At 74.9% G+C, this 12,519-nt stretch carries 14 protein-coding genes; 5 read left to right on the top strand and 9 right to left on the bottom strand.

Translation table 11 applies throughout. From position 1 onward, the window contains the following. The first annotated feature begins 123 nt into the window (after window positions 1-123). Both FXF52_RS00810 and hisC read left to right on the top strand, forming a co-directional pair. Window positions 124-1,128 (top strand): RDD family protein, encoded by a 1,005-nt coding sequence (locus FXF52_RS00810; protein WP_148793178.1) that lies wholly within the window; start codon window positions 124-126, stop codon window positions 1,126-1,128. After that, window positions 1,125-2,228 carry a histidinol-phosphate transaminase gene (gene hisC / locus FXF52_RS00805; RefSeq protein ID WP_148793177.1) on the top strand — a complete coding sequence of 368 codons (1,104 nt, stop codon included), beginning with the start codon at window positions 1,125-1,127 and terminating at the stop codon, window positions 2,226-2,228. Before FXF52_RS00810 ends, hisC begins: the two co-directional genes overlap by 4 nt. 69 nt (window positions 2,229-2,297) lie before the next feature. On the opposite strand, the gene FXF52_RS00800 is transcribed toward hisC, so the two are convergent. From FXF52_RS00800 to FXF52_RS00780, 5 genes are all read right to left on the bottom strand, one after another. Next, a complete protein-coding gene (locus tag FXF52_RS00800) occupies window positions 2,298-3,551 on the bottom strand; it encodes a PQQ-binding-like beta-propeller repeat protein (RefSeq protein ID WP_148793176.1) in 1,254 nt (417 codons plus the stop codon). A gap of 109 nt (window positions 3,552-3,660) precedes the next feature. Beyond that, window positions 3,661-4,143: an SRPBCC family protein gene (locus FXF52_RS00795; protein ID WP_148793175.1), complete on the bottom strand. Its 483-nt coding sequence runs from the start codon at window positions 4,141-4,143 to the stop codon at window positions 3,661-3,663. Between the two features lie 110 nt (window positions 4,144-4,253). Further along, complete coding sequence (locus FXF52_RS00790) at window positions 4,254-4,463, bottom strand: DUF397 domain-containing protein (RefSeq protein ID WP_148793174.1); 210 nt, start codon at window positions 4,461-4,463, stop codon at window positions 4,254-4,256. Between the two features lie 138 nt (window positions 4,464-4,601). Further along, on the bottom strand, window positions 4,602-5,801 hold the full coding sequence (fahA, locus tag FXF52_RS00785) for a fumarylacetoacetase (protein ID WP_148793173.1): 1,200 nt from the start codon (window positions 5,799-5,801) through the stop codon (window positions 4,602-4,604). Further along, on the bottom strand, window positions 5,798-6,664 hold the full coding sequence (locus tag FXF52_RS00780) for a hypothetical protein (RefSeq protein WP_187413270.1): 867 nt from the start codon (window positions 6,662-6,664) through the stop codon (window positions 5,798-5,800). Before FXF52_RS00780 ends, fahA begins: the two co-directional genes overlap by 4 nt. Before the next feature lie 94 nt (window positions 6,665-6,758). Between FXF52_RS00780 and FXF52_RS00775 the strand changes: the two genes are divergently transcribed. After that, window positions 6,759-7,925, top strand: coding sequence for a homogentisate 1,2-dioxygenase (locus FXF52_RS00775; RefSeq protein ID WP_148793172.1), 1,167 nt, complete (start codon window positions 6,759-6,761; stop codon window positions 7,923-7,925). 40 nt (window positions 7,926-7,965) lie between these two features. On the opposite strand, the gene FXF52_RS00770 is transcribed toward FXF52_RS00775, so the two are convergent. From FXF52_RS00770 to FXF52_RS00760, 3 genes are read right to left on the bottom strand one after another with little or no spacing between them, the layout of a single operon-like run. Then, entirely contained in the window at window positions 7,966-8,991 is a 1,026-nt protein-coding gene (locus tag FXF52_RS00770) for a tetratricopeptide repeat protein (RefSeq protein WP_148793171.1), read from the bottom strand. A 38-nt stretch (window positions 8,992-9,029) separates the two neighbouring features. Next, the gene (ispF, locus tag FXF52_RS00765; RefSeq protein ID WP_148793170.1) at window positions 9,030-9,512 is read right to left on the bottom strand and encodes a 2-C-methyl-D-erythritol 2,4-cyclodiphosphate synthase; all 483 of its coding nucleotides are present in this window, start codon (window positions 9,510-9,512) and stop codon (window positions 9,030-9,032) included. Window positions 9,513-9,532: 20 nt separating this feature from the next. Then, on the bottom strand, window positions 9,533-10,489 hold the full coding sequence (locus FXF52_RS00760; RefSeq protein ID WP_148793169.1) for a helix-turn-helix transcriptional regulator: 957 nt from the start codon (window positions 10,487-10,489) through the stop codon (window positions 9,533-9,535). Window positions 10,490-10,624: 135 nt separating this feature from the next. On the opposite strand from FXF52_RS00760, the gene FXF52_RS00755 reads away from it, so the two are divergent. Beyond that, complete coding sequence (locus FXF52_RS00755; protein ID WP_148793168.1) at window positions 10,625-11,176, top strand: hypothetical protein; 552 nt, start codon at window positions 10,625-10,627, stop codon at window positions 11,174-11,176. Between the two features lie 23 nt (window positions 11,177-11,199). Next, window positions 11,200-11,802 carry a hypothetical protein gene (locus FXF52_RS41415; protein ID WP_187413269.1) on the top strand — a complete coding sequence of 201 codons (603 nt, stop codon included), beginning with the start codon at window positions 11,200-11,202 and terminating at the stop codon, window positions 11,800-11,802. Here the strand turns inward: FXF52_RS41415 and ispD are convergent. After that, entirely contained in the window at window positions 11,782-12,483 is a 702-nt protein-coding gene (ispD, locus tag FXF52_RS00745; protein ID WP_148793166.1) for a 2-C-methyl-D-erythritol 4-phosphate cytidylyltransferase, read from the bottom strand. The two genes, FXF52_RS41415 and ispD, sit on opposite strands and share 21 nt — an antisense overlap. Window positions 12,484-12,519: the final 36 nt, after the last annotated feature.

Raw genomic sequence — 12,519 nt, 5'->3', positions numbered from 1 at the left:
GTGAGCCGGGCCTGCGAGCCCCGGAGCCGCGAACTGAGATGACGCCGTGAGCGTGAGGAGTGAGCCGGGTCTGCGAGCCCCGGAGTCGCGAACTGCCGTGAGCGGACGCAGCGAGGCACGACGGTGAGCGTGACACCCGGCTGGTACGTGGACCCCGCCGATCCCGAGACCCGGCGGTACTGGGACGGCGAGGGCTGGATCGGCGCGCCGATCCCGGTCGACGCCACCCCGCCCGAGGGCCCGCCGCCCCCCGAACCGGCTCCCGCCGCGGCGCCGGCCCCCACCACACCCGCCCCCCACCCGGGCCCGCCCGCCGGGCCGCACCCCGGCCAGCCGGTCAGCGGGCCGTATCCCGGGCAGCCGGCCGCTGGGCCGTATCCCGGGCAGCAGCCGGTCAGCGGGCCGTACCCGGGGCAACCGGCCGGCGGGCCGGCCCCGTGGCCGGGGCAGCCGACCGGACCGGGTCAGCCGGCGGGGCCGCCGCCGGGCTGGCCGTACCCGACCTGGCCGGTACGCCCGCCCGCGCCGCGGCCGCACGGGCTGCCGCTCGCCTCGTACGGCGCACGGCTGGTCGCCCGGCTGATCGACATCGGCGTGGTGTTCCTGCTCAATGTCGTGGTGAACGGCTGGTTCGTCTGGCGCTACTTCGAGGAGATCTCGCCGTACCTGCGCGAGTCGGTGCGCCGGTCGCTGGCCGGAAACACCTCCACCGAAGGGCTGCCCCAGCCGGGCGAACAGGCCGCCGGGCTGCAGATCGCCATCCTGCTGATCGCCACCGCGCTCTGGTACGCGTACGAGGTGCCCTCGATGGCGGCCCGGGGCCAGACCTTCGGCAAGCGGGTGATGGGCGTCCGCGCGGTGCCGGTCGAGGCCGACCAGCCGCTCGGCTTCGGCCGGGCCACCCGCCGGTGGAGCACCCTCGGCCTACCCACGCTGCTCTGGTACTGCTGTGGCTTCGGGCTGCTGCTCCAGTTCGTCGACGCGGTCTCCCCGCTCTTCGACCAGCCGCTGCGCCAGGCCCTGCACGACAAGCGGGCGCAGACCGTGGTGGTCCAGCTCCCCCGCACCAGGCCCGACACCCGTACCGCCTCGCGCGACAGCGCCAATCCCCCGGGAGACACCCCATGACCGACACCGGACGTCACCAGCCTCCGCTGCGGCTGACCCGCGCCGACCTGGACGCGCTGCCCAGCTACGTGCCCGGGCGCAGCCCGGCCGACCTGGCCCGCGAGCTGGGCCTGCCCGAGGCGATCAAGCTGGCCAGCAACGAGGTCCCCTACGGCCCGTTGCCGGGCGTGGTGGAGGCGGTCGCCGAGGCGGTCGCCGGCTCGCACCGCTACCCGGACATGGGCGTGGTGGCGCTGCGCCAGGCCCTCGCCGAGCGGTACGGCGTGGACCCGGAGCGGATCGCCACCGGCTGCGGCTCGGTGGCGCTGGCCGAGCACCTGGTCCGGGCCACCTGCCTCCCGGGCGACGAGTTGCTCTACTCGTGGCGGTCCTTCGAGGCGTACCCGATCATCGCGGCGACCAGCGGCGCGACCAGCGTGCGGGTGCCGAACGACGCCGGCCACGGCCACGACCTGGCCTCGATGGCGGCGGCGGTGACCGACCGGACCCGGATGATCCTGGTCTGCAACCCGAACAACCCGACCGGTAGGGCGGTCCGCAAGGGGGAGCTGGACCGCTTCCTCGACGCGGTGCCGGACGACGTGCTGGTGGTGATCGACGAGGCGTACCGGGAGTTCGTCACCGACCCGGAGGTGCCGGACGGCCTGAGCTACCTGGACCGGCCGAACGTGGCCGTGCTGCGCACCCTCTCCAAGGCGTGGGGGCTGGCCGGCCTGCGGATCGGCTGGCTGGTCGCCGAGCCGACCGTGGCCGCCGCCGTCCGCAAGGTCGTCACGCCGTTCTCCACCAGCCTGGCCGCCCAGGCCGGCGCGCTCGCCGCGCTGGCCCAGGCCGACGAGGTCGAGCGCCGCTGCGCGCTGGTCATCGCCGAGCGGGACCGGGTCACCGAGGCGGTCCGCAAGCTCGTCCCCGACGTGCCGTCCAGCCAGGCCAACTTCGTCTGGCTGCCGCTCGGCGAGCAGGCCGTCGAGTTCGGCAAGGCGTGCGAGGCGCGGGGCGTGATCGTCCGGCCGTTCCCCGGGGACGGGGTGCGGGTCACCATCGGCACCCCGGCCGAGAACGACGCCTTCCTGGCCGCCGCCGAGGCGGCGCTGGCCTGAGCCGACAGGAGGGGCCCTGGTCAACGCCGGGCGTGGTACCGGGGCCCTTTCCGCACACCCGGCGGGGCGTCAGCTCGCGGCGAGCAACACCGCCTCCGGCATCAGGAAGTACGCCTGGTCGTCGTCGTCCGGGCCGGCCCGCTCCCGGACCCGCTCCACGGCCACGTAGCCGTCCCCCGCGTACGCCCGGCCGGGCACCCAGCCGGTCCCGTCCCGGCCGATGTCCATCGGGAAGCGGGACCGCTCGGCCCCGGTGGCCGGGTCCAGGGTGACCAGATCGTTCCGCTCGGTCAGCAGGTGCACCCGGCCGGGCTGGACCGCGAGGATCCGTACCGGCCCGAGGTCGGGGCGCCGCCACAGCTCCGCGCCGGTGCGGGCCGACCGGCCGGTGAGCACTCCCCCGTGCACGCCGACCACAAGCTCGTCGGCGAGTTCGGCACCCGGCCCGTCGAGGGCGGGCGCGGCGACCGGCTCGCCCGCACCGATCAGCCACCCCCGGCCGGCGTCGTCCCCCGGGCCGGCGGTGCGCAGCCCTCGGCACTCCGAGCGGACGTTCCGGCAGCCCACCAGGGTCACCGTCAGCTCCGGCGGGCCGCCGGGCGGCTGCCAGCGGGTGCGTACCTGGCCGGTGGCGGCGTCCCGGAACTCGACCGTCGCCGGTCCGGCGCAGGCGTCCACCGCGAGCAGCTCGCCAGCCGCCGTGGTGCCCACATCGGTACGGCAGTCGTCCCCGACGTCGGCCCGCCAGAGCTGCCGGCCGTCCGCCAGCGCGTACCCGGCGACCCGGCCCGGGCCGGCCGCGACCAGCACTCGCCGGCCGTCGGCGGTACCGGTGACGTGCAGGCCCGCCGGGTCCCAGACGGTCGAGGCGTAGGTCCGGCGGGGCTTGGCCACCGGCCCCGGCGCGGGCCCGTCGGCCCGCCAGGCGACCCGCCCGGTACGCGCGTCGAGCGCCACGAGGAGCCCATCCGACCAGCGGCTGACCACGGTGGTGTCGTCGGCGAGCACCCCGACGAGCTGCGCCGGCCAGCGGCGGTACGACCAGAACGGGGTCACCCGGTGCCGCCCGTCGACCGGCTGGTCGGCGTACACCTGGCGGGCGCCGGCGTAGACGCGGAGCCGGCCGTCCACGACCAGCGGCGCCACCGGAAGCCGGCCGATCACCCCGACCTGGGGGGTCGGCGCCGCCGGGTACGCGCCCCGGGCGACCGTGTCGACCTCGGCGGGCGCGAGCACCCGGTAGATCACGGTGGCCGCCGCGCCGACGGCCAGCACCGCCGCGAGCGCCACGATGATCCACCGCCGCCCCACGGGCCACCTCATGCCGCACCTCCGCGAGGCACCCTACCCACCGAACGGCGTCAGGTCCCAGCGGCGGGCAGCCGGGCCCAACTGGAGCCCTCGAAACCCGGTGAGGTGGGGCCGGGTCGGCTCAGGCGGCCTCTGCGGAGCGGGTGGGCTCGACGGCCAGCGCCAGATCGGCGAGGTCCCGCCGGAGGGCGCCCTCCACCGCACGGGCGGCCAGGCCGCCGAGGATCAGGGCCAGCATCCGCCCGTACCGGGCGGTCGGCTCGGCCTCCTGCTCGACGGTGACCTCGGTGCAGGCGCGGCGCCGGCGCTCGACCGTCCGCAGCGTCCAGGTGATCCGGTAGTCCGCGCCGGCGCCCCGCGAGCTGAGCACCAGCCGCTCCGGGGCGACCATCTCGACCACCACGAACTCCTCCGGCACCTCGGCGCCGTCCGGCCGGAGCCGGGTCTCCCGCCAGGCGGTGCCGGGCCGGAAGTCGCCAGGGGTGAGGACGTCGACCGCGCCGACGGCGGACAGCCACCGGGCCCGCGCGGGGAGATCGGTGAGGAGCCGCCAGACGTCGACGTCCTGCGCTTCGATGAATGCGGCAACTGTCACCGTCGACATGGCACCTCCCGTGTTGTCCACGGTACGGCGCGTGAACCCGAAACGGGGAGCCCGCGGTGACATTTCCACCACCGGCGCCCCGCGGGGCACCGGGCGTGCGGCGACCGGGGTCAGCGGCGGAAGGCGTCGGCCCGGATCGCGGTGACGAACGCCGTCCAGCCTGGCGGGCTGACCACCAGCGTCGGCCCGCTCCGATCCTTCGAGTCGCGTACCCCCACCACGCCGTACGCGGCGACCACGTTGGTCGCCACCTCGACACAGAGGCCCTGATCGTTGGAGCGGCTGCTGGTGCGCCAGACGGCGCCGGTCAGCTCGGGCATCCTCGTTCCCTCCTGTTCCACGCGGGTGCGCCCCGGCCCGCACCACCGGGGCGTACCGGATCCGGGACGATCAACGCGGGACGCAACGGCCCCGGTCGCACAGCGGGTGCGACCGGGGCCGGAGGGTGAAGGCGCTGCTCAGCGGGGCGGGAGGATGGTGCCGGTGACCTCGCCGAGGGCGATGGTGGTGCCGTTCAGGCCGGGGGCCGTGGCGGTGACGGTGACGGTGTCGCCGTCCTCCAGGAAGGTGCGGGTGGTGCCGTCGGCGAACTTGACCGGCTCGATCCCACCCCAGGTCAGCTCCAGGAACGAACCGACCTGGCCGCGCTCCGGCCCGGAGACCGTGCCGGAGGCGTAGAGGTCGCCGGTACGCAGCGACGCCCCGTTGACCGTGACGTGGGCGAGCTGCTGGGCCGGCGTCCAGTACATGGTGGCGAAGGGCGGCTCGCTGACCCGCTCGCCGTTCCACTCCACCGACAGGGCCAGGTCCAGCCCGAGGTGGGGCGTGTCCCGCAGGTAGTCCTGCACCGGCGGGTCCTGGTCGGGGGCGGGCACGAAGGCGTCGGCCAGCGCGTCCAGCGGGGTCACCCAGGCGGAGACCGAGGTGGCGAAGGACTTGCCCAGGAACGGGCCGAGCGGCTGATATTCCCAGGCCTGGATGTCCCGGGCGGACCAGTCGTTGACCAGCACCACACCGAACACGTGGTCGGCGAAGTCCCCCACCGGGACCCGGTCGCCGAGCCGGCTCGGCAGGCCGACCACGAAACCGACCTCCGCCTCGATGTCCAGGCGTACGGAGGCGCCGGTGGTCGGGCCCTGCGCGGTGGCCCGCTGCCCGGTGGGACGGACCACGGGGGTGCCGGAGACCACCACCGTGCCGGCCCGGCCGTGGTAGCCGATCGGCACGTGCTTCCAGTTGGGCAGCAGCGGCGGCTGGCCCGGCCGGAAGATCTGCCCGATGTTGGCCGCGTGGTGCTCGGACGAGTAGAAGTCGACGTAGTCGGCCACCTCGAAGGGGAGCAGCAGCTCCACCTCGCGCAGCGGCACCAGCAGCGGCTCCACCGCCGGCCGGTGCCCGGCGTCGGTGAGCAGCTCGGTGACCCGCTGCCGGACGGCGCTCCACTGCGGGCGGCCGAGCGCCATGAACTCGTTCAGCGTGGGCCGGCCCAGCGCCCCGGCCGCCAGCACCAGCCCGGCGGCCTCCGCGCCGCCCAGGTCCAGCACGAAGTCACCGATGCGTACGCCGATCCGCGGCTCGCGATCGCCGTGCCGGAACACCCCGTACGGCAGGTTGGTCACCCCGTACGGCGAACCGTCGGCACCCGTCACCCAGGTCATTCCTCGAAGCCCCCGTTCACCAGCCCCAGCCGGATCAGATCGGTCAGTGGTTCCTCGATGCTGCACGAGCCGTACCCCACCCAGAGCGGGCGCTCGGTGTCTCGGCGCGCCCGGACCAGCTCGACCACGCGTACCGGGTCGGTGGCGGCGAGCAGCTCGGCGACCGCGTCCACCTCGCCGCCGGCGGTGGCGGCGAGGGTCGCGGCGAGCACGTTGACGAAGCCGTGGTGGGTGAAGCCGGTCTCCGGGTCCCGGTGGCGGATCGCGTGGTGCAGCCCGGCGGTCAGCTTGAACGGCAGCTGCCGATCGCGGCAGGCGCAGATCACCGCGGCCAGCTCGACCGGGGTGGGAAACAGCTCGGCGGCCAGCCCGCCGGTGCGGAACTTGGCGGCGACCGGCAGCCCGCCGGCCCGCGCCTCGGCGAGCGCGTCCAGGGCACCCAGCAGTCCGAAGGTCATCGGGATCTCGGCGTAGACCGGCGTGCCGTCGAGCCGCTCGGTGAGCTTCAGCAGCTCGGTGAGCCCGGGCTGCGGGTCCTCGCCCCGCTTGGCGACCGGCACCTCGATCTGCCGGGCGGTGACCCGGTCCGGCGCCAGAAACGACAGCGCCGACGGCACCCCCTCGACGCCGGTGTCGCCGATGAGCCCGATGACGAACCCCTCCGCAGGATCGACCAGCCCGCTGAGGTCACCGGCGGTGACGGCGGAGGCGGGCAGCAGGAGCGGGCCGACGAGGTCGGCGTACCAGGCGGTGCGATGCCGCCGGTGGGCGACCACCGCGTCCGGCAGCGTGGCGCTGCCGGGCGGGAAGACCGCGGCGTCGTCGACCAGGCCGGAGAAGAGGCGGGGCACCTGCGTTGACACGAGACAAGAATGTACGGGACGCTACGGTGAACGGACAACCGCGTCCGATTATCGGACGCTCCCGGCCGGAGAACGGGACATATCGGGAGGCGAGATGCCGTACTACCGCAGGGTCGGCGAGGTGCCCCGCAAGCGCCACACCCAGTTCCGTCAGCCCGACGGCAGCCTCTACGCGGAGGAGCTGGTCGGCCAGGAGGGCTTCTCCTCCGACTCGTCGCTGCTCTACCACCGGCACGCGCCGACCGCGATCGTCGCCGCCGAGGAGTTCACCCCGCCCGCCGTCACCCGGGTGCCCAACCTGCCGCTCAAGCCGCGCCACCTGCGTACCCACAAGCTCGACGGGGCCGGCGCCGACCCGGTGCTCGGCCGGCAGTACCTGCTCGCCAACGACGACGTACGGATCGCGTACGTGCTGGCCGACCGGCCGTCTCCGCTGTTCCGGGACGCCACCGGCGACCACTGCCTCTACCTGGAGTCCGGGTCGATGCGGGTGGAGTCGCCGTTCGGTGTGCTGGACGCGGTGGCCGGCGACTACGTCATCATCCCCACCTCGACCATCCACCGGCTCGTGCCCACCGGCGACGAGCCGACCCGGCTGCTCACCATCGAAGCGGCCGGCCACATCGGCCCGCCCAAGCGCTACCTCTCCGTACGCGGGCAGTTCCTGGAGCACTCGCCGTACTGCGAGCGGGACGTCCGCGGGCCGGACGCGCCGCTGCTGGTGGACGACGAGGACGTCGAGGTGCTGGTCCGGCACCGTCGGGGCTGGACGAAGTACGGCTACGCCCACCACCCGTTCGACGTGGTCGGCTGGGACGGGCACCTGTACCCGTGGGCGTTCTCCATCCACGACTTCGAGCCGATCACCGGCCGGGTGCACCAGCCGCCGCCCGTGCACCAGACCTTCCAGGGCCCGAACTTCGTGATCTGCTCGTTCGTGCCGCGCAAGGTGGACTACCACCCGGACGCCATCCCGGTGCCGTACAACCACCACAACGTCGACTCCGACGAGATGCTCTTCTACACCGGCGGCAACTACGAGGCCCGGCGCGGCTCCGGCATCGAGCAGGGCTCGATCTCGCTGCACCCGTCCGGCTTCACCCACGGGCCACAGCCGGGCGCGGCCGAGCGCTCGATCGGGGTGGACTTCTTCGACGAGCTGGCGGTCATGGTGGACACGTTCCGCCCGCTGGACCTCTGCGACGCGGCGTCGGGGTGTGAGGACTCGGGGTACGCCTGGACCTGGGCGCGTCGTTCGTAGTCTTCCCCGGGGTTTCGCCGGGGTGCTGCCTTGCGTCGGGTTACCTGGGGGTGCGGGTGAGGGCGGCGAATTCGGCGAGCATCGCCACGGTGATGGCGGCGACCAGCGGCCAGGGGCCGCCGACCAGCGCGTAGAGGAGCAGCAGCAGGGGCGCGGCGGCGACCGCGTAGACCGCCAGGGCGAGGGCACGGTCGGCGCGCAGCAGCCCGGGCAGGATCGTGCGCAGCAGGCCCGGAATCCGGGCCGCGTACCGCCAGACCACCAGCGCCCCGCCGAGCGCGGCCAGCACCGCGAGCAGCCGGGAGAGACCCGGCGCGCCCGGGGCCAGGAAGGTCACCACCACGGTGGCGACCAGGGACCAGCCGGCACCGTAGAGCACCAGCCGGCGCAGGCCCGCGGAGATCGTCCGACCGGCGTCCACGCGCCCCGGATCCATCGCCGCCGCCTCCGTCAGGTGCTCCAGCGCCTCCGCGTAGCGGCGCTGTTCCAGCCGGATCACGCCCATGTCGTGCCGCGCCTCGGCCAGCTGCGGGTCGAGCCGCAGCGCCTCCCGGTAGGCCCGCTCGGCCAGGTCATACAGCTCCAGCCGCACGGAGACCAGGCCGAGCACCAGGTGCGCCTGCGGGGCCTCGGGGGCCAGCTCCACGCCGCGCCAGGCGGCGTTGAGCGCCTGCTGCCCGTTGCGTGAGCCGGCCAGGATCGCGGCGGCGCTGCGCTGCGCGTACGGGTCGGTCGGGCCGAGCGCCAGGATCTGGTCCGCGGTGCTCGCGGCGGCCTTCCACCGCTCCAGGTCGACCAGGGCCATCCCGCGCGCCACCAGCGGCGGTACGGCCCCCGGGGCGGCGGCCACGGCCGCCTCGGCGGCGTCGAGCGCCTCGCCCGCCCGCTCGGCAGCGAGGTGCACCTGGGCCAGCATGGTGAGCGCCTCAGCGTTGCCCGGATCTGCCGCGAGCGCCCCGCTGAGCTCCCCGGCGGCCTCGTCGTACCGGCCCAGCTCGGCGAGGAGTTGCGCGCGCTGGAGGTAGCCGTCGGCGGCGGACTGGTCGGGGGCGGCGTCACTCGGCATCCCGGCGAGCGTAGCCGCCCGCGTCCCGCCCCGCCGACCTACTCCGCCGGAGCCTCGTACACCAGGGCGACCGCGATGCCGGTCAGCCCCTCGCCACGGCCGGTGAAGCCGAGGCCGTCGGTGGTGGCGGCGGAGACGGTGACCGGGGCGCCCACCGCCGCCGAGAGCACCAGCTGCGCCTCCTCCCGGCGCGGACCGATCTTCGGCCGGTTGCCGATCACCTGGACCGACACGTTGCCGATCCGGAACCCGGCCGCCCGGACCCGCCGGGCGCTCTCGGTGAGCAGAGCCACGCCGGCGGCACCCGCCCACTCCGGCTGGTCGACGCCGAAGTTCGCCCCCAGGTCGCCGAGGCCGGCGGCGGAGAGCAGCGCGTTGCAGGCGGCGTGCGCCGCCACGTCGGCGTCCGAGTGACCGGCCAGGCCGTCCTGGTCCGGCCAGTGCAGGCCGGCCACCCAGCACGGCCGCCCCGGCGCGAAGGCGTGCACGTCGGTGCCGATGGCCACCCGAGGAACGATCATGCGCCGAGGGTACGCCCGGATCAGTCCAGCCAGCCGGACCGGGCCGCCACGACACCGGCCTGGAACCGGGTACGCACGCCCAGCTCAGCCATCACCCGCGCGACCCGGGCCCGGACGGTCCGTACGGAGAGACCGAGCCGGCGGGCGATGGCGTCGTCGGTGAGTCCCTGGGCCAGCAGCGCCACCACCTGCCGGTGCGGATCGACCGCCGCACCCAGCGGCACCGCGGTCCGCCACAGCTCTTCGAAGAGGCTGGTCAGCGCCGCCACCAGCACGGTCGAGCGGACCAGGTGGAACTGGTACGCCGAGCCGGCCAGGTCGTCGCCCCACTTCCGCGGCAGCGCGGCGTGCTCGCCCAGCACGTAGTAGCCGCTGGGCAGCCGGCCACGGACGCGTACCTCGATGCCTGCCCCGGCGAACCGGGTCAGCGTCCCCGACGCCGCCGGGGATTCCAGCACCTCGGCCTCGACCAGCAGCGACATGACCAGTAACCGCTCCCGGGCGGCGTGCAGCAGGTCCTCCATCCACGGCACCACCGCCGCGTCGAACGAGCGCGGGTCCCGCTGGCAGCAGTACGACCGCACCGGCGGGTTGGTCAGCGCGACCGCGAGCGGCACGTCCTTTGCCTCACCCACCCCGGAGACCAGGCTGACCGACGCGTCGGCGACGACCCGCTGGCCGGCGGCGTACTCCCGGCTGAGCGGCTCCAACTGCGCGACCAGCCGCTCGACGTCGGCGAGCCGCCGGGACACCCCGTCCAGTCCGTCGCGGAGCAACCGGCCGAGGCCCGCGCCGGGCGGCACGGCCTCGACCCGCCCGTCCACCTCACCGACCAGGCCCAGCCCGGCCAGCCGGCGCAGACCGTCGGCCACCTGCGCCTGATCTCCGCCGAGCGCGAACGCCAACTCGTCCCGACCGGCGCCGGGCATCCGCAGAGTCAGGGCGTAGAGCCCGCGCAGTTCCTCGTCGAGGTCCACGGCGGCACGCTACCGCCGGCCGTCCACGTCGGATGCCCGACCCTGCAGCTTGCTGAAGCTGCAGCTAGTGACCTGGATCGACGTCTCCGGCGGCCCCACCATGGGTCCGACCCGACCGATCGACGGAGGAGAAGGATGAGACGAGGCAGGGCAGTACGGGCCGGCGTGGCGGCCATCGCGGTCGCCGTACTACTGACGGCGTGCGGGCCGGAGGACGTCGACCCGGGCACCCGGGAAGCGGTGGACGCGGCCGCGTCGGCCGGCGTCGAGCCCGGCGTACGGCCCGCCGGGGCGGGCGCGATCGAACTGGTGATCACGGGCGACCTGCCCCGCACCGAGCTGCGCGGGTCGATCAGCGACACGTATGGGGAGCACTGCCGGCTGGGGCGCACCCCGCCGTTCGTCGGTGGGCGGGGCGCGGACGTCGTCAAGTCGAAGGTCGCCAGCGGCGGCAGCCCGGCGGTGACGCTGAAGGTCTGGTCGCCCCGACAGGCCGAGGCGGGCGAACTCCAGGGCGATCCGCAGGTGATCGTCGAGGTGGACCTCGACACCGCGTTCGTCGCACCGCTGCCCGCCGGGGCGGTGGACGGCAGCAGTCTCCGGCTCGACCTGGACCTGCCCGGCGTGCAGGCGTACGCGGGAAAGACCGCCCACGTCGTCGCCACCGTCACCTGCCCGACCGCCTGACGATCCGGAAAGGACCGACCTGCATGACCACGCGACTCAACGCGGCCGCGGTGCTCGCCACCGCGCTCACCCTCCTCGTCGGCTGCGGCGACCAGCCGAGCCCGGCCAGCAACGATGCGGCGGCCACCGCGGCCAGCACGCACACCGGCACCGCGGACCCGGCGGCCGGTACGGACACGGACACCGCCGACCCGGCGACCACCGCCCCGGCCGCTACCGCGGCGGAGGCGCCCGGGCCACCGGACCCGTGCCTGCTGACCAGGACCGAGATGTCGCGACTAGCCGGGGTGGAGATCGTCGACGCCGACACCGACGAGTCCAGCAAGGAGGTGGCGGTCTGCGCCTACCACTTCCACTCGGCGGACGGGCCGGCCATCCTGCTCCAGTACCACAAGGGCGGCGCGGCGATGATCAACAATCCGCTCTTCAAGGACGCGGAGAAGGTGACTGCGCTCGGCGCCCCGGCGGAGTGGTTCGACGGCCAGGCCGGCCTGCACGTGGCCGTCGGGGACGGCGACGCGCTGGAGGTGATGCTCGGGGCGTCCAGCGTCAAACTCCGCGGCGGTGACCTGAAGGGTCTCGCCGTGGACATCGCGAGGCTGGCGCTAACCCGCCTGGCGGGCTGAGAGCAGGTACTCGGCGAGGGCCAGGTCGAACGGCCGAGTGACCTTGAGGGCGTACTCCGAGCCGGGGACGCAGACCACCGGCACGCCCTGCTTCTCCACCAGGCCGGCGTCGTCGGTGAGCGGGTCGCTGGTCGCCGCGTGGGCGGCGGCCAGCACCGTCCGGCGGAAGCCCTGCGGGGTCTGCACGGCCCGCAGCGCGGACCGGTCGACCGTGCCGAGGACGAGTTCGCCGGTGCCGACCTCCTTGATCGTGTCGACCACGGGGAGCACCGGGATCACCGCGTCGTTCCCGGAGCGGACGGCCGCGGCGACCGACTCGATCAGTGCCGGCGGGGTCAGCGCGCGGGCCGCGTCGTGCACCAGGACGATCTCCGGCCCGGCGGGGACGGCAGCCAGCGCGGCGGCCACGGACGCCTGGCGGTCCGCGCCGCCGGGCACCACGATCACCGGAGCGACCGGCGCGAGCATCGCCCGGACCGGCTCGACGTCGGCGGCCGGGGCGGCCACCACGACGGTGTGCACCGAGGGTGCCGCCGCGATCCGGCGTACCGCGTGCACCAGCAGCGGCTCGCCGGCGAGCGGCCGGAGCGCCTTGGGGGCGCCGGGGCCGAGGCGTACGCCGGCACCGGCCGCAGGAACAAGGACCGCGACGTCACCGCGCGGATTGAGCTGCGCGGTCACGTCGCGGTCCTCGGATTTCTTTGCTACGGGGTGGGT

Origin of the sequence: Micromonospora sp. MP36, assembly GCF_008119785.1 — a bacterium.
In the GTDB taxonomy this organism is placed as follows: Bacteria; Actinomycetota; Actinomycetes; order Mycobacteriales; family Micromonosporaceae; genus Micromonospora.
This window is presented reverse-complemented; position numbering and strand designations above follow the sequence as displayed.